Origin of the sequence: Shewanella atlantica, assembly GCF_003966265.1 — a bacterium.
GTDB lineage: Bacteria > Pseudomonadota > Gammaproteobacteria > Enterobacterales > Shewanellaceae > Shewanella > Shewanella atlantica.
The window spans coordinates 1-16726 of sequence record NZ_RXNV01000025.1; the positions used below are offsets into that span (position 1 = coordinate 1).

The window sequence follows — 16726 nt, forward strand, 5'->3', positions numbered from 1 at the left end:
TATACAAGAGACTTATATAAGAGAACAACAAATGAAACTCTTAAAGGCTTTTCTGCCTGAGTTATCTTTCGTTAAAAAGTTAACTCAACTTCAACTGCACTCTCTTACGAGATGTAGGCTGTATGCCTGCTGTGCCGTGTCAGTGGTTGCGCATTATAGGGATCTCAGAGCGGAGCACAACCCCTTTTTATCACTTTAACGTCCATACGTTGAAGTTTTGTGCAGACCTGTGTTTTTTTGCTCGTTTTTACCACGTTTCGAGCACGAATCAGCCAGCAATGCATAGCGGTGTTAACTATTAAGTTCATTTTTTCGGCAATGGGCTAGTGTAATGCTAAATAATTCATTACCATATACCTGCTATTAACAGTTATTTATCAATTCTTCAGAGAACATATATATGCAAAAGCCATTTCTTATTGTTTTGATTATCGCCATCCTAGGTGCATTAGCGATTAATTTTGTCGCTCCAGAGCTAAACGCTGCCGTTGCTTTTTTTGTTGGTGCTATTATTGCGAGCGCTGTATTTACCCTTCAGAGTCAATCATCAGCGCCTAGTAATAATGCTACAAGTGTTGAACAGTACACAGGTCCAACGATGACACTATATGTAGGTAACTTGCCTTACCGAGTACATGAAGGTGAAGTAAAGGAGTTGTTCGGTAAATACGGTCCGGTAAATTCTGTGCGTTTAGTTCGAGATCGCAAGACAGGTCGACGTAAAGGTTTTGGGTTTATTGAAATGTCAGAGGCTGGTGCTAAGAAAGCCATGTCTAAATTAAATGAATTCGATTTCCAGGAACGTACACTAAAAGTAAGAGAAGCAAAATCACAAGATGCTGACAAGAGCGAGAATCAAGCTAACAATTAAGCTTAACTCTGATGCTCACTAAACTCATTAGCCAGCTTGGACCTTTTCAATCTTAGAAAATCCAATTTTGGCTAATGTGTTTTTAAGCCCATCGCAAATTTCCTCAGACGTATATAGCGCTTTCATCTCCTCAGAGTCCTGCACATTAACCTCATCTTTTGAAATATTTCGATCTCGATTCATTACGCCCAACTTCAGACTTAGGCTGGTTACCCTTGCCGCCACCGCCTTAGCAGAGTCCAGTAATATTACATCTTTACCCAGGTAGTCTTGTATCTCGACTTTGAGCATGGGGAAGTGTGTGCAGCCCAAAACAAGTGTGTCCAGCCCGCTGCATTTAATCGGCTTTAATATTTTAGCGATGTCGGATTCTAAGATATCGGCTCCGGCAGCCTTTCTCTCCGATAACAGCACCAGCTCAGAAGAACCATATAGTTCTACCTTACAACCTACCCCAAATTGTTCTATCAATTCGTGAGTATATGGCCGCCTTATTGTTCCCGGCGTTGCCAGTACACCAATATGCTTATTTCGTGAAAGCGCTGCAGCAGGTTTTATGGCCGGCACTACTCCGACAACAGGAATTGATAACGCTTCCCTTAGTGTAGGTAAAACTAAGGTACTCGCCGTATTGCAGGCGATAACAACTAATGATGCATCGATGCTTTTAACTATAGAGGTGATAAGTGTCTTGCATCCACTTATAAGTAGCTGTTCTTCCAGCTCACCGTATGGCAGACGTGCATTATCGAAAAGGTAGCAATATTGCTTATCAGGTAGAACTTGCCTAATCTCGTCTAGAATAGATAAACCACCTATTCCTGAATCAAAAACAAGGATTGGTCCTGACAAATCTCTTCTCCACTTAGTATGCATACATGAATTTTCACACAACAACCCTAAAATCGGAAGCCAGAAACTGGACATCCTTGCAATCTAGGTTAATAATTCCGCCCCAAATCAAACCGAGGGTGATCAATAAATGAATTTAGCAGCAATGGATCCTAATACCTATGATGCGCAACTCGAAGAAAAACGTATCAAGCTGGAACAGATATTCACTGATTTTGATACACCAAAGCTAGAAGTTTTTAGTTCCGAGCCTGCTCATTATCGTATGCGTGCCGAATTCCGCATATGGCATGACGGTGAAGACATGTACTACTACATGTTTGATAAAGCACTCGATAGCAAAGTCCGTTGCGATCAATTTCTCCCTGCGAGTGAATTGATCAATAAGGTCATGCCAGCCCTTATGGAAGAGCTAAAGCCCAATCCAACTCTGAGACATAGGTTATTCCAGATAGACTTTCTTTCCACACTTAGCGGCGAAATCTTAGTGTCATTGTTGTATCACAAGCAACTTGATACGCAGTGGGAAGTTGAAGCAAAATCCTTAAAAGAGAAATTAGCAGCCACTTTCAACATCAATATTATCGGTAGAGCTCGTAAACAGAAGCTGATAATGGACAAAGACTTTGTCATCGAGTCATTAACAGTTAACAACCAACAGCTTCAATATCATCAGATTGAAAATAGCTTTACACAACCTAATGGTAAAGTCTCAGTGAAGATGTTGGAGTGGGCTATTGACGTCACTAAGAATAGCCAAGGCGATCTACTTGAACTCTATTGTGGTAATGGTAATTTTTCAATTGCCCTGGCGCAAAATTTCGATCGTGTATTAGCTACCGAACTAGCAAAACCGTCAGTTGAATCTGCACAATACAATATCAAGATAAATGAGATAGACAATCTGCAGATCATCCGTATGTCGGCAGAGGACTTCACCGATGCAATGGCAAAGGTACGTTCTTTCAGACGTTTAGAGGGGATCGATTTAGATAGTTATAATTGCAATACTATCTTCGTTGACCCGCCCAGAGCCGGTATGGATCCAGACACAGTGAAGCTGGTGCAAGGTTACGACCGTATAGTTTACATCTCATGTAATCCAAATACTCTAATCGACAACCTAGTAGAGTTGAACAAAACACATAAGATCACCCGCTTTGCTCTATTTGACCAATTCCCATATACGGATCATATGGAGTCGGGCGTATTCTTAGAAAGACGTTAAAACTGACTGAAAACAGAAAGGGCCAACCAGGCCCTTTTTCTCTACTTTTGTCTCTACTTTTTGTCCCTACAATGATTTCTGAATCATAGAGCAAAATTTAACTGTGTAACGTAGAAAGCTTCTACTTATTATCCATCTTTTGTTGCAGCACCTCAGAACCTTTAGCCACCATGCGTAGCTGAATTACCAGCCTGTCAGCGAGTACTTTCCTGTCCACCCGCTTCATATCTAACGCAGCAGCCCCCGCGTTAAATACCAGTGTGACTAATGCTTCAGCCTGAGCTCTTGCTAATTCAGGGCTTCGTTTCGCTGTCGCTTCGGTGTAATGGGCTAACTCCGAGATAAAATGCTCAATTTCGCGAGCCACCGCAGCGCGAAATGGTGCCGATGTCCCCGAACGTTCGTGTAATAGAATTCGAAACACGTTGGGGTTTGATTCTAATACTTCCATAAAGGTATCGACAGAAATTCGGATAACACTTCCGCCCGCCTCGGCTCGCTGGCGCCCTTTACGCATCATCTGACGCAGCGTTAAACCACCTTCATCGACCATGGTGAGTCCAAGCTCATTCATATCTTTGAAATGACGATAAAACGAAGTAGGTGCAATTTTGGCTTCTCGCGCAACTTCACGCAAACTCAGGCTGGAGAAACTACGCTCAGCATTTAATTGATTGAACGCCGCATCGACGAGTGCCCGACGTGTCTTCTCTTTCTGCTGTGCTCTTATACCCATCATGATGGATCCGCTGTCTTAGGTGTTATCACGAGATGATACATTTTTTGATGGTAAAACGCAGCCCCTTGATCTCGCTTCTAACTTGACCTAATCAGTTTGACAGGCTAAATTAGCGTACAGATGTACGCTCAAAGTTGAACTGGATAATAATAATGAATAAACCTCCGTTAATTTGGACCAATGTGTCGCTATTTGCCATCACATTTCTTGGCGCCGCGATCCTTGTCCCTTGGTATGGGATCCTACATGGTTATGGCTTAACTGAATGGCTGGCCTTTGTTGGCTTTGCCTTTGCCAGTGGTCTATCTATCACTGCTGGATACCATAGACTCTGGTCACACAAAACTTATAAAGCCAGTTCACCTGTACGCTTTATTTTTGCCTTAGGTGGCGCACTGGCATTGCAAAATAGTGCCCTGCATTGGTCTTCCGATCATCGTGTTCACCACAAACATGTCGATAACAACGACAAAGATCCCTATTCAGCCAAAATGGGGTTTTGGTATAGCCATATAGGTTGGATGCTAAGAGAGTATCAGGCACAGCGTTATCACGATTATAAAAATGTTCGAGACTTACAAAATGACAAGATTGTCATGTGGCAGCACAAGTACTACTTAGCCTTGGTCGTTCTGATGAATATCGGCCTACCCGTATTTCTTGGCTGGCTCAACGGCGACATACTAGGCATGCTCTTGATGGCTGGCTTGTTAAGACTGGTTGTCGTTCATCACTGTACATTTTTCATCAACTCTCTCGCCCATGTGTGGGGAAGCCAACCCTACACAGATAAAAATACCGCCAGAGATAACGGTATAATTGCCCTGCTTACCTACGGTGAGGGCTACCATAACTTTCATCATATCTTTGAAAATGACTATAGAAATGGCATTAAGTGGTGGCAATATGACCCAACAAAATGGCTTATCAACTTCCTTAGCAGGCTTGGGTTAGCAAAAGATCTACGTGTCACACCTCAAGAGAGAATTGAGAGCGCCATGTTACAGATGCAACTCAAACGAACTCAGAGTCGAATGGCAAATCTAACTAACTGTGATGAGGCATTAGAGAAACTTCAGGCTGAATATGAACTGTTAAAGTCGCATCTTGCTGACTATTACAAGGCGAAGAAAGAGTTGCTGGAAGCGAAACGTAAGCAACTCGCCAGCAAGCAACTGAGGTTACAGGTTGAGGAGCTGAAGCAACGTTTCCTTGTTCAACAAAAAAACTGGCAGCTATTGACGGCAACTTACGCATAATCAATCTATAGGGCACAACGCTATCCGGCCACCTAAGATGGTGGCCTCTTAGCTTTGAACTTTATAGTACTAAATATAAGTTCTCGTATAAGTACTCACATTACTACTTATGAAGGTTAAGGTGGGGCCAGAGTGTCACTTGTCGACTTGCAATGCGCCGTTTATTGAAGTGATTTGGCTATAGGACTATGATGTCCGCCTAACAATCTTATCAACGGACTTTTTGCGTTCATGTCAGAATCAGAAATAAAGCTTACCGAATACAGTCACGGAGCAGGATGTGGCTGCAAAATATCTCCAAAAGTCCTGAGCACCATATTAGCCTCTCAACTTCCTGTCTTTGAAGATCCTAATATTCTGGTTGGCAATCAAACCAGAGATGACGCAGCCGTTTACAAGCTCAATGATGAAACCGGTATCATCAGCACCACCGACTTTTTTATGCCGATTGTCGATGATCCTTTTACCTTTGGCCGCATAGCGGCTACCAATGCTATCAGCGATATCTACGCCATGGGCGGCACCCCAATGATGGCTATTGCGATCTTGGGCTGGCCAGTCAATAAACTATCACCCGAGGTAGCACAGCAAGTTGTTGATGGTGGGCGTCAAGCCTGCGCCGATGCGGGAATCATGTTAGCGGGAGGGCACAGTATCGATTCCCCCGAGCCCATATTCGGACTCGCGGTGTCGGGGCAGATACCTCTATCTGAGCTAAAACAAAATAATACGGCTAAACCCGGTGACAAACTCTACATCACCAAACCCCTGGGCATTGGTATATTAACGACTGCACAGAAGCAGAAAAAGATAGCAGCAGAAGATACTAATATTGCTGCCGATGCTATGTGCCAACTCAATATTTTAGGCCCTATCATAGCCAAAATATCCGGCGTAAACGCGATGACCGATGTGACAGGTTTCGGATTAGCAGGGCATCTGATTGAGATGTGTCAGGGTGCAAGCTTAAACGCCAGCATTCAAGTGTCTGAGATCCCGTTACTACCTAAAGCGGAACAGTACCTTGAGATGGGGTGTATCCCGGGCGGCACACATAGAAACTTCGACAGCTATAGTGAACACCTACCAAAGCTCAGTGACAAACAGAAAGCCATTATCTGCGATCCTCAAACAAGTGGCGGCTTGCTTATCTCTGTCTCTGCAGAAGCTGAGAGTGAGTTAATTGAACTACTCGGCAAACACGGAGTTCCATCCGACTGCATCGGAAGTCTGAACGACTCAAACCAGCCGACATTAGTGGAGCTCCTCTAATGAGTCAAAACATAGTTCCCAAGAGTGCCTACAGAGAAATAATGCTCAGTGGCCGCCCAATGATGGATGTCAGAGCTCCTATAGAATTTAATAAGGGGGCTTTTCCATCGAGTACTAACTTGCCACTCATGCAAGATAGTGAGCGTCAAAAGGTGGGAACTTGTTATAAGAATAAAGGCCAGGATGAGGCAATTGCTCTCGGCCATTCGCTGGTCAATGGAAAAATCAAACAACAAAGAGTCGAGGCATGGCTCGAGTTTATAAACCAACATCCCGATGCCTATCTTTATTGCTTTCGTGGTGGGCTAAGATCTCAACTGACACAGCAATGGATAAAAGAAGCCGGGATAGATATTCCCTATATTGAAGGCGGCTATAAAGCCATGCGTCAATACTTGATTGAAGTGATAGATGAGGCTCCCAAACAGAGCCCTATCCATATTCTCAGCGGCATAACGGGCAGTGGTAAAACTGACTTTTTGCTTCAACGCTCTGAGGCGATCGATCTCGAGGGGCTGGCCCATCATCGTGGCTCCAGTTTTGGGCGATATCATGAGCCACAACCCAGTCAGATAAACTTTGAGAATAGCCTGGCTGTCTCACTGCTCCAACATCAGGAGAGAGCGGAAAAGTGTCTGCTTGTTGAGGATGAAAGCTTCCTGATTGGACGCTCTGCAATACCTAAGCAGTTCTACTCGGGCATGCAAGCCGCTGATATGCTTGTTCTTGAGGAACCTGAGGAAGCCAGGCTAAACAGGTTACTTAACGAATATGTGCATAAGATGCATTCCGGCTATGTAGAGCGCTTAGGTGAAGAAGCCGGGTTCGATGCTTTTGCTGAGTACTTAAGCCAAAGCATTACAGGAATTAAGAAACGACTCGGTAGGCAGCTTCATGATCAATTTCAATCGATCATAGCTAATGCACTCAATATTCAACGCCAGCGTGGCGATACTCAGCCGCATCTGGAATGGATATCCTTGCTACTCACAAAATATTACGATCCTATGTACCAATATCAGCTGGATAAGAAACAATCCAGAATCATTTTCAAAGGATCACATCAAGCCATGCATGAATGGTTAGATGAATATTCGTCAAAGAGATAATTCATACTGCTAACCCAGTGTGAAAACAGAGGGCCTTTAATATTTGTTAAAGGCTTTTTCTTTTTAAACCAAAGTAACAATCAGACTTGTATCCGCTCTTTGTCCTCCGGCCTCGGGCTTCGACGCTTCTGAACTGTTAATACTGATGTTGCACTTAGGGAAGGCGGCCAGTCTCACTGAAAGAGCATCGCTTAAGAGTAGATAATCTTCCTTTGACAGGTACACTAACTCGTTGTCAGACAGTGCAAGTTCTATTTGACTCAGCATCTCCTCCCGCTCTTCGCAATGATGCACATCTACTCCCATGTTTTGGGAAAAAGTAAATTCAACCGTCTTCCCACTCCATCTCAGCAGTCCAGACCACCAGTCTTGCCTCAAGGCACCTTTAACCATAATACGAATCTGTCTTATAGAGAGGTGTTGCAGCAAGAACAACTCCTTAGGCGTACTGCTAGAACCTATGAGTAAGGCCCCCTCTGTTCTGGGAATCAAGTCTCTATCTATCACAGTTACCGGATGAAAGATCCGCGAGTGCAGATAAGCGATAAACCTCATTCCGAGCTCAGGTTGTCTGATATAAAGAAAAAGTCCGACGGCAAAGTTCGTGATGGCGAGTAACAGAAATAACTCAATAATGGTCCAGTTCAATATCCCAAGAATAATCATTGAAACAAGAGCCGAAACCACCATAAATAACGCATTTAAAATGTTATTTGCTGCTATAGCCTGAGCACACTCACCCTCTTTTGTCCTGGCTTGAATAAATGCGTATAGGGGGACAATGAAGACGCCGCCACTTACTCCCACCATAAAGAGATCAAACATCAATCGATAATGCTTTGACTCATAAAGAAATGAGAGGGCGGTATAAACCTGCTCTTGCTCCCATGCTCCACCTGGAATCGCCCAATAAAGGTCTACACCGAATAGGGCCAAACCCAGTAAGCCAAAGGGCAGTAGCCCCAATTCAACCTGTTTAAACGAGAACCGCTCACACGTAAAAGAGCCAACCGCAATCCCTATAGAGAAGAGTGCTAACAGCAGAGAGACAACAGTAGCGCCCGAGTGCAAGTGTATTTTGGCAAAGTTCGGAAACTGAGTCAGGTAAGTAGCACCAAGAAACCAGAACCAACTGATAGCCAGAACAGCTATCCATATAGAGGGGGTACGTTGCACTTTTCTGATGCTATTGATAGTGCCGGAGAAAGGAGCAAAACGCAGCTTATTGGGTTCACGGTTTAACGGTATCGCCGGAATCAGCAGGCTAGAAAGGTAGCCAGACAGGGCCAGAAAACATACCGACATGGCAGCGAAAAACTTAGGGCTGTCGCTTGCGACAATGAAACCTGCGGTGATCGTTCCCGTGAGAATGGAGATGAAGGTCCCCATTTCAACCCAAGCGTTACCCTTGACTAACTCTTTATCTTTAAGCACCTGAGGCAGGAGAGAGTATTTAACCGGTCCAAAATAGGCGGATTGAACACCGGTCAGAAAGAGCAGTAATAACATCAACAGATAGCTTTGGGTGAGTATTGCCACGGCGGCGCAAAGCATGATGATCACTTCTAACAGTTTAAGACGCTTTATCAGCAGAGCCTTATCCATATTATCCGCAATAATTCCCGCATGAGCTGAGAACAGAAAGAATGGCAATATAAACAAACCTGCGGCTAAATTGACAAAAAGGTTAACCCCTATAGGCAGGCTTTCGACTTGAGAATAAGTGACGAACAGGAGTAAAACATTTTTATAGACATTGTCGTTCAGCGCGCCAAGGCACTGAGTTACAAAGTAGGGGAAAAAGCGTCTGCTCAGAACCATATTTTTCCCTCAAAAGAGCCCATAGAAGAATCTACTTAACATAAGTTAGCAACAACCTTGGTTCATCATCGCCAAAATAATCCGATTCATAGCCAGTCTCTTCGAAGCCCAATTTCAGGTACAGCTCCTTAGCACTATTTTCAGGCGCAACGGTCAGGTTTACATGAGTGACCGATGGGGGCAGTCTATTCAGAAATTGAGTCAAGAGCTTGCGTCCTATGCCACGCCCCCGCAATGTTTCATTGACAGCGACGGATAAGATCCAGCAAAGATGCGGTTCAGCTCCCGGAGAAGCGAGTAGATACCCCTGTGGAGTCCCATCATCGCAGGCCAACAAGAATCCCTCTGGCCAACAATCTAAGGCCTGGCGAAAAAAAAAGTCCGGGTAACAATGGCCGGGAAAGCAGATCTGCTCGAGCACATTTACGCCTTGAAGATCACTCTTATCGGCAAGGCGTATCTGTATAGCGTTACTCATTTAATAAAATTCTGTCCCACTCGAGGTGAGGAGAGCCGACAACGATAAAGTTGGGGTTTTCCAGACTTTCACGCTCATTATAACTCAGCGGCTGAAGCTCAAGATCCATTATCTGACCGCCAGCTTCCTCGATAATAATCTGTGCGGCACCGGTATCCCACTCACCAGTTGGACCAATACGGACATAACAATCGGCTTTGCCTTCAGCAATAAGACAGCTCTTCAGGGCTGCGCCACCGAGCACAATCAATTCACAATGCTTTGGCTGATTAAAAAGCTTCAATACTGACTGGGGATCCTGACGACGGCTCACCGCGAGCTTCAATGGCGGTTCATCGCTATCGGCAAGCTGATTACTGATTATCCTGATTTCCGACTGCTCATCTCGCTTGTAGGCACCGAGCCCTGCAATAGCGTAGTAGCACACTTCTGTCATAGGGACATAAACTACCCCCATGATGGGACGGTTATGTTCGACCAGAGCGATGATGACCGAAAAATCCCCACTCCCGGCAATAAACTCCCCGGTACCATCGAGAGGATCGACGAGCCAGTAACGGTTCCAATGCTCTCTCTCAGAGAAAGGAATATCGGCATCTTCTTCAGACAAAACCGGAATATCCGGCGTTAATGTCTTCAGCGCTGAACTGATAATATTGTGCGCTGCTATATCAGCAGAGGTGACCGGGGTATTATCCGATTTAACCTCTTTATCAAATGTGCCATTCAGATAGATATTTCGAATCTCTGAACCAGCCTTAACTGCGATATCAATAACTTGCTCTATGTAATCTTCTGGCTTCATAACCGCTCCAACAGCCCACAACAAGTAAAACTTTATTAAATCTGTACTTCAAACAATTATAGTTTTAGATATTTCTGAGCTAAAAACAAGGCACTCACACTTCTTGATTCAGAAAAATCTTCCAGCTCTAAAAGAGACTGCCATCTATCCAGGGGCCAATGGATCAGCTCGATTGGCTCAGGTTCATCCCCCTCGAGTTGGCTTTCAAATAGCTCCTCTGCAATAAAAATTTGCATCTTACTGGCAAAATAGCCGGGAGCTAAACTGAGTTCCATAAGGTGTGTAAGTTTAGCTGCACCATATCCAATCTCCTCCTGCAGCTCTCTGTTTGCCGCTTCATGAGCCTCCTCTCCTGGATCGATTAGCCCCTTAGGAAAACCGAGTTCATAAGAGTGAGTTCCGGCGGCGTACTCTCTGCCAAGAAGCAGAGTTTCACTGTTGAGTACAGGAACCACCATGACAGCGCCACGGTTATTGCCCTTCATCCTTTCATATTGACGCTCGACCTGATTCGAAAACTTCAGATGCACCTGTTCGATCTTAAACAGGCGGCTTTGGGCAACGATCTCTGCGCCTAAAATTTCCGGTTTCTTGTCCTTCATGAAAGTTCCTGAATAAAATTGGTATTTGCTTAACAATACAATCTTACTATTATGTTTTTAATCTACAACCAGAATTTGAACAGATCATATGTTTCCATGGAATAAGATAGATACAGTATTACTCGATATGGATGGCACCCTGCTGGACCTTCATTTCGATAATCACTTTTGGTTAAGCCTGGTCCCCAAAGAACTAAGCCGTCAGAAAGGGCTCGATAGCCAAGCTGCTCAGCAATTAGTTGAAGCCGCATACCAGAAAGTATTCGGTACTTTAGATTGGTATTGTCTGGACTATTGGCAACAGGAGTTACAGATAGATATTAAGGGATTACATAAAACATTAGTCGACAGGATCCAGCTCAGACAAGACAGTATGCCTTTCTTACTGGCCTTAGGCGTACAAGGTAAGTCACGTATTCTGGTGACCAATGCTCACCCTCACAGCCTTTCACTAAAGCTGGAGCATACGGAGCTTGAAAAAGGATTAGATAAGATGCTCTCAAGCCATGAAACGGGTTACCCCAAGGAGCACCCACAGTTTTGGCAGCATCTGTTTAAACAGTTCAACTTAGACCCAAGCCGTTGTCTGTTTGTGGATGACAGCGAGGCCATTCTAAAGGCCGCAAAAACTGCCGGGGTGAGCTACCTGCTGGGTATCACCAATCCGGACAGCCAAAAACCGGATAAGGTTTTTAGCGATTTTCCATCGATTGGGAACTATCACCTGCTATTGGATGACCTTTTAGCTTATTGAAAGCCTATTCCCAGACACAACGAAGACTTTACACCATCCATGGTAAGTCTTTATAAGTGTTCTGACTGCCAGGGATGGTGGGAATGCCAACAAATGTAGGGAACATTTATGGCCAGACACAAAAAAGGCACTGTTTAGTGCCTTTTAAAACTGCTATGAAAGATAGAATCTTCAGCCTACAAAGGGATTCGCCCTTGATAACTAATCGGATAATATCCTTGGCTATCCTTCTTACCTAAGAAGCTAAGTGCCTTCTTAAGATCTTCAGGTTGAGATTGTGTCTCTTTGATCTTAGCCGAAATCTGTACCATCTTCTCCGCCTTCACTAGCACGGTGCCACTTAAGCCGAGTTGGTTCATCGTCTCATCGGAGTTCACTTTGACATTACCATCGACACAGCTTAGGCCCAATTCGATATCACCCAAAGGGTAATCACCAAACTGATTTTTCACCTTGGCACTATTAAGGAAAATTTTCCCCGTTAACTGCTCACACCAAGGCTGGCCTTGAGCTAGCTCCTCGATGAACAGGCTGATATCACCACCAATTTTAGTGCGAAACGGTAACCTGGTATTGCCTATCAGGAAACTTCCCGGCGCCTCAAATCGTAATCCTTGCGCATTGATACCACTCATAGAGAGTGTCACCAAACCTTTACCGTTAACCGCGGTGCCACGGTTACCAATCACAAGATCTAACTTAGCCTTACCGAGAAACAGAGACCAGGGACTCAGCTGCCACTGCACCTGCTCCAGCTGTCTCTTTTGAATGGTTAGGGTTTCAACACTTCCCGACCATATCGAACCGGATACTCCACTCAAACTTATCGTATTAGGTAATGGTGCTAGCCTAACGACGACACTTGCCGGCAATAATGCGATCAAAAACACCAGATAGATCAACACGCCAATGATAACTTTTTTTGCTAAATTCACTACACTACCTTAATAAAAACAGTCACTGTCAATGCCAAGTACTAAGTCATATTGTTAATTAAAAATATGCGTATGCTTGGTATTATTGTGATAACTGAATACGTCGAACACGGACTAATCCAGGCACATCCGATTCAGCCAGATCTATGCTATCTAACGATAACCCTTTCTCCTGAACCAATTCATTCAAGTATCCAAGCAATGAGTCGAACGGTACATCGTCCATCCATAACTGGATCTTGTTACCCTGAGGCTGCATACGAGTTATCTCTAATCCAAATGCTCCCGCACTCTGGTTAACGGCGGCACTTAAGCTGCCCTTAAACTTTGATTGAGTGCCACTTTGTTTCAAACCCTCGATTTTATTTGCGGTTTGCTTAACAAAGTTCAATGTACTCTCTTGTGCCTGCAGTCGACGCTCGGCATCGACTTCGGCATTGGATATCGGAGTCCAGATCCCCCAATAAAATATGCCAATAACAAGCACGACAGCACAAGTACCAACCAGCTGCTGCTCTCTTAAGATAAGGCCGTTCCACCACGCTTTAAGGTTCTCCATCTTACTTACTCCTCAGCGTTAATGTACTGGTTACGGCATCTTCGCCACTGTTCATAGCTCCCGAATCAAGCTGATATGAACGTGAAACGATCGTCTTAAACTGTTCAATCTGTGCATAACTCTTAGCGGTCACCTGCATTCGGAGTTCGTTGCGGGCACTATCGAAGCGTAAAGTTGTCGGTTTCAAATCTACAACCTGAGTAAAGGCCTCTTCGAGTCCCTCAAGCATAGAGAAGAATTCACTACCGCCTCCCTGACCCTGCATGCTGCGTAACTCTCTATCCATCTGAGATCTGAGATTGACGATGCGCGAGCTTCCGGGAACCACTCGCTTATAAATTGCCTCACTTTCCACCTGCAAGCGCGCCTGTTCAGCATTGATCTGATAGATGTTGAGGCCTTTATTGACTAAAGCCAGTAATAAGGCAACTACGGCGACTATCGCGACATTGCGCCATAAGGTAAGGTTTTTGCCATACTCTCGCTTAGGCGTATATGCACCGGATAACAAGTTCAAAGGCGCAGTTAAGACTCCCTTAGCCAGCACTAACATAGGTAACTCAAGCGCCTGCTCCTGTACTTCTGTGCCCGTCAGTGATAGCTCACTGTAGGCTGCGACTGTCACAGGCGTTTCAGATTCGAGGGGCAGCAGTTTAGGCAGCACACTGTTCATCCACTCTTCACTCAGGCTGACACCCGCACCTTCGCCGGTTCTGAGCAAATACTCACGATTGAACTTCATTGCAGCCCACTGACACTGCTCCAGTGGTAGAGCCAGACAGTCGGGAACGAGTCTTTTGGCCTTCAAACCAGCTTCACTGAGCCAATTAAGCCAATCTTGCATCTGTTCATGGGCAACCACAGCGACACTCAAAGACTCCCCACTGCGTGGGCCTGTCACAAAGTGAAGTTGGTCAACATTCTCGGCCAAGCTCTCTTCGAGCATAAAGGGGAGTGCCTGTATTGCCTGGCGTTGTCCTTTTTCGGGGAGATCGACCTTAGTCAGGGTGATCGAAGAAGAGGGAACTAATACATCTACAGGGCGATTACCGGCGCGCTCAGTCAGACTCGACAGAGCCCCTGCATCCTTTACCTCACCAGAGGCGATGATCTCTTGTTCCTGCTCAGACCAAACCAGCCAAGAGCAAGGCTGCTCTGAGGTTGTTCCTAAGCGGATAAATAGTCTCTCACTCACATTAACTCTCCACAAACCTCATCAACTCACCCGATGAGGTTATCTCATTTTTATTCTTTTACCACCCGACGCCGGGTAATAATAATTCTATTTCTGACCGCCAAACTGCCGGGTCAGGATATCCATCTTATTGTCACTGCCTCGCTTCAACACACTATCGAGCCGAAACGTCGCATTATCGACTTTTGCCCCGGCCTCTAATAGGAAGTAGTTACTGTCGACGACAAATGTTGTTTTCAAGTCAGCTTCCGATTGCAGGTTGGCCAAAGATGAGTTTGACCAAAAGTCTTCTATATTTTCGAAGCCATCACCGGGTCGTTGATTGATGATGCTCTCGGCCTCGCCAACGGAAATCTTATTATCAAACATGCCGGCCATTAAGGCTGCCTGCTCGACTTTCAACGTATTCACATTGAGCAGCTGGCGATCATCGCCCGGAATGACACAGATATAGGGCAACAGCTTGAGATAGATATCTTGGGTATATCCCATAACAGCTCTTAGCTCACTGCGGTGACTCATCAGAGTATTTGCCGCCCTATAGGGTACATTCCTCGATTCATAATCGGCATCTTCGGCGCCAAATGGACTCGCAGTGCTGTCTTCATCGATATAATCTTTTAAGGTATGAGTCAGCCGCTCCGCCGAAAACTCATCCATCCCTAATGCGACCAGCAACCCCTTATATTGCACCGCCGGCAGGGGAAGTTTCGGCTGACCATTCTCAACCTCTTTACTCTCGATAGACAAGGCGTTGAGGTTAAAACAGGAACGCATATCACTGATCGTTCCGCCAATCTCACCGTGCTCGGCAGGGAAAACCACATCGGCCTGGGCCCAATACTGCTGCAGGTGAACCGTACTATCGGCATCATCGAGATCTTGCTTCAACACTTTCTTGGTTAACTCTTCGGCCGAGATCGCATACCAAAATGCCTGATCATATTGAGTTAAATTCAATGTACGCCTGACCGAAAGTTGATTGCGACTATTAATATTGGTCGCGATAATGGCCACCATGGCCACAATCAATAGTACAACGATGAGTGCAACACCTCGCTGCTTACCGGGAAGCTTCTTAACCACTATTCTTTGCCCCCGCTAGCGCCGTTTCCGCTGCCACTACCGGAGTTGTTATTTCCATTATTACCTGAATTATTACCTGAGTTATTGCCGCCATTGTTGTTGCCACCATTGTCATCGCTTCCCGAGCCTACGGGAGCCCCTGTTGGCAGCAAAAACTTACGCTGAATTTTACCATACCCTTCTAGTTCGATTTCCATCGCAATCGCTTTCGGCAGCTTAGTCCCATCGACTTTTCTCTCCCACTTATCTTCTAAAAAGAAGGAGTATTCCACCGAGATCACATCTTTGATGACGATAGTTTTGATCGGCTCACTGCCGAACTCCGGCTCCGGATAGGGATAATACCAGCGCTCAAGATTGTTATCCTGCACCACATAGGCTACAGATTGAATGCTACCTCGGGGCAACAAGCCATCGGGGTTCAACCAACCCAGACGAAAGAAAACCAGTGCCTCTGATTCTGAATCCAGAATATCTTCACCGGTCTGAAATACTGTTGTACCGCGTCCCCCCTCGAGCAGTCGAGGTGTGCGCGCCACCATCTGGCCTAAATCACGCTCGAGCGCCCCGAAGCCCTGCTGCATTGATTTGAGCTTGCCGGAAAACTCTTTTGTCGCGGCATCATTTTGAATCACAGTGTGCAGGACTGAGTTAGCCGCGAGTCCCAACATGGCAAAAATAGCGATGGCGACTAACATCTCAAGCAAGGTAAAACCTGCGATAACTCTAGTCTTGGTTAAGTACATAGCTACTTACCTGGCCAAGAATACGTGTGTAGCGTTCATCATCACTGACACTGATGCGGATCATTCTGAATTTGTCATCCGTGGTTTTTACCACCTCTTTACGCCAATACCAATCTCGGCCAGCCAGTTCAGTTTGCCCCTCTTTCTTACCCAGATCAGGAAACTTCGGTTCCAGCCTCGCCTCGACCATCTCATTGTCGGCAACCCATTGTGCATAGGTCCGCTCCTCTAAGATTGGCATGTTGGCAATTTGATCTCCCAGGCTCTTAGTGATCGACACCGCGGCAATGGCAAATACGGCTAAAGCGACGATAACTTCGAGTAAGGTCATGCCTTTAACGCTATGATTCACAATCTATGCCCAACCGTTTTAGTCGTTAGCAACACACAGCTCAAATATGATACAGCCCGGGGA

18 protein-coding genes are annotated in these 16726 nt (G+C 45.3%); 6 read left to right on the forward strand and 12 right to left on the reverse strand.

The annotated features are described in order from the left end of the window. The first annotated feature begins 400 nt into the window (after nt 1–400). A complete protein-coding gene (locus EKG39_RS22530) occupies nt 401–871 on the forward strand; it encodes an RNA recognition motif domain-containing protein (RefSeq protein ID WP_126508218.1) in 471 nt (156 codons plus the stop codon). Nucleotides 872–898: 27 nt separating this feature from the next. Here the strand turns inward: EKG39_RS22530 and murI are convergent, their stop codons facing one another. Continuing rightward, nucleotides 899–1723 (reverse strand): glutamate racemase, encoded by an 825-nt coding sequence (gene murI / locus EKG39_RS22535; RefSeq protein WP_126508219.1) that lies wholly within the window; start codon nt 1721–1723, stop codon nt 899–901. A gap of 130 nt (nt 1724–1853) precedes the next feature. Between murI and trmA the strand changes: the two genes are divergently transcribed. Then, nucleotides 1854–2951 (forward strand): tRNA (uridine(54)-C5)-methyltransferase TrmA, encoded by a 1098-nt coding sequence (gene trmA, locus EKG39_RS22540; RefSeq protein WP_126508220.1) that lies wholly within the window; start codon nt 1854–1856, stop codon nt 2949–2951. A gap of 121 nt (nt 2952–3072) precedes the next feature. Here trmA and fabR read toward each other — a convergent pair whose 3' ends face one another. After that, nucleotides 3073–3687 carry an HTH-type transcriptional repressor FabR gene (gene fabR / locus EKG39_RS22545; protein ID WP_126508245.1) on the reverse strand — a complete coding sequence of 205 codons (615 nt, stop codon included), beginning with the start codon at nt 3685–3687 and terminating at the stop codon, nt 3073–3075. A 155-nt stretch (nt 3688–3842) separates the two neighbouring features. On the opposite strand from fabR, the gene EKG39_RS22550 reads away from it, so the two are divergent. From EKG39_RS22550 to mnmH, 3 genes are all read left to right on the forward strand, one after another. Further along, complete coding sequence (locus EKG39_RS22550; protein ID WP_126508221.1) at nt 3843–4949, forward strand: acyl-CoA desaturase; 1107 nt, start codon at nt 3843–3845, stop codon at nt 4947–4949. 231 nt (nt 4950–5180) lie between these two features. Beyond that, nucleotides 5181–6221, forward strand: coding sequence for a selenide, water dikinase SelD (selD, locus tag EKG39_RS22555; protein WP_126508222.1), 1041 nt, complete (start codon nt 5181–5183; stop codon nt 6219–6221). Then, nucleotides 6221–7330 (forward strand): tRNA 2-selenouridine(34) synthase MnmH, encoded by a 1110-nt coding sequence (gene mnmH, locus EKG39_RS22560; RefSeq protein WP_126508223.1) that lies wholly within the window; start codon nt 6221–6223, stop codon nt 7328–7330. The genes selD and mnmH overlap by 1 nt, the downstream gene beginning before the upstream one ends. A gap of 63 nt (nt 7331–7393) precedes the next feature. Here mnmH and EKG39_RS22565 read toward each other — a convergent pair whose 3' ends face one another. Genes EKG39_RS22565 through nudE form a run of 4 tightly spaced genes read right to left on the reverse strand, consistent with a single transcriptional unit; the run spans nt 7394 to nt 11036 of the window. After that, nucleotides 7394–9151, reverse strand: a complete 1758-nt coding sequence (locus EKG39_RS22565; RefSeq protein WP_126508224.1) for an MFS transporter — start codon at nt 9149–9151, stop codon at nt 7394–7396. Between the two features lie 31 nt (nt 9152–9182). Continuing rightward, nucleotides 9183–9629: a GNAT family N-acetyltransferase gene (locus tag EKG39_RS22570; protein WP_126508225.1), complete on the reverse strand. Its 447-nt coding sequence runs from the start codon at nt 9627–9629 to the stop codon at nt 9183–9185. Further along, nucleotides 9622–10434, reverse strand: coding sequence for a 3'(2'),5'-bisphosphate nucleotidase CysQ (cysQ, locus tag EKG39_RS22575; RefSeq protein WP_126508226.1), 813 nt, complete (start codon nt 10432–10434; stop codon nt 9622–9624). The genes EKG39_RS22570 and cysQ overlap by 8 nt, the downstream gene beginning before the upstream one ends. Before the next feature lie 56 nt (nt 10435–10490). After that, nucleotides 10491–11036 (reverse strand): ADP compounds hydrolase NudE, encoded by a 546-nt coding sequence (gene nudE, locus EKG39_RS22580; protein ID WP_126508227.1) that lies wholly within the window; start codon nt 11034–11036, stop codon nt 10491–10493. 88 nt (nt 11037–11124) lie between these two features. Here nudE and yrfG point away from each other — a divergent pair, with 88 nt between their 5' ends. Then, entirely contained in the window at nt 11125–11790 is a 666-nt protein-coding gene (gene yrfG / locus EKG39_RS22585; protein WP_126508228.1) for a GMP/IMP nucleotidase, read from the forward strand. 176 nt (nt 11791–11966) lie between these two features. Here the strand turns inward: yrfG and EKG39_RS22590 are convergent, their stop codons facing one another. The 6 genes from EKG39_RS22590 to gspI form a co-directional block, all read right to left on the reverse strand. Beyond that, nucleotides 11967–12725: a type II secretion system protein N gene (locus EKG39_RS22590; RefSeq protein ID WP_126508229.1), complete on the reverse strand. Its 759-nt coding sequence runs from the start codon at nt 12723–12725 to the stop codon at nt 11967–11969. A gap of 82 nt (nt 12726–12807) precedes the next feature. Continuing rightward, nucleotides 12808–13284 carry a type II secretion system protein M gene (locus tag EKG39_RS22595; protein WP_126508230.1) on the reverse strand — a complete coding sequence of 159 codons (477 nt, stop codon included), beginning with the start codon at nt 13282–13284 and terminating at the stop codon, nt 12808–12810. A 1-nt stretch (nt 13285) separates the two neighbouring features. After that, nucleotides 13286–14479, reverse strand: coding sequence for a type II secretion system protein GspL (gene gspL / locus EKG39_RS22600; RefSeq protein ID WP_126508231.1), 1194 nt, complete (start codon nt 14477–14479; stop codon nt 13286–13288). A gap of 87 nt (nt 14480–14566) precedes the next feature. Then, nucleotides 14567–15565 (reverse strand): type II secretion system minor pseudopilin GspK, encoded by a 999-nt coding sequence (gspK, locus tag EKG39_RS22605; protein ID WP_126508232.1) that lies wholly within the window; start codon nt 15563–15565, stop codon nt 14567–14569. Then, nucleotides 15565–16311 (reverse strand): type II secretion system minor pseudopilin GspJ, encoded by a 747-nt coding sequence (gspJ, locus tag EKG39_RS22610; RefSeq protein ID WP_126508233.1) that lies wholly within the window; start codon nt 16309–16311, stop codon nt 15565–15567. The genes gspK and gspJ overlap by 1 nt, the downstream gene beginning before the upstream one ends. Beyond that, the gene (gene gspI / locus EKG39_RS22615) at nt 16292–16663 is read right to left on the reverse strand and encodes a type II secretion system minor pseudopilin GspI (protein WP_281276288.1); all 372 of its coding nucleotides are present in this window, start codon (nt 16661–16663) and stop codon (nt 16292–16294) included. The genes gspJ and gspI overlap by 20 nt, the downstream gene beginning before the upstream one ends. Between the last annotated feature and the right edge of the window lie 63 nt (nt 16664–16726).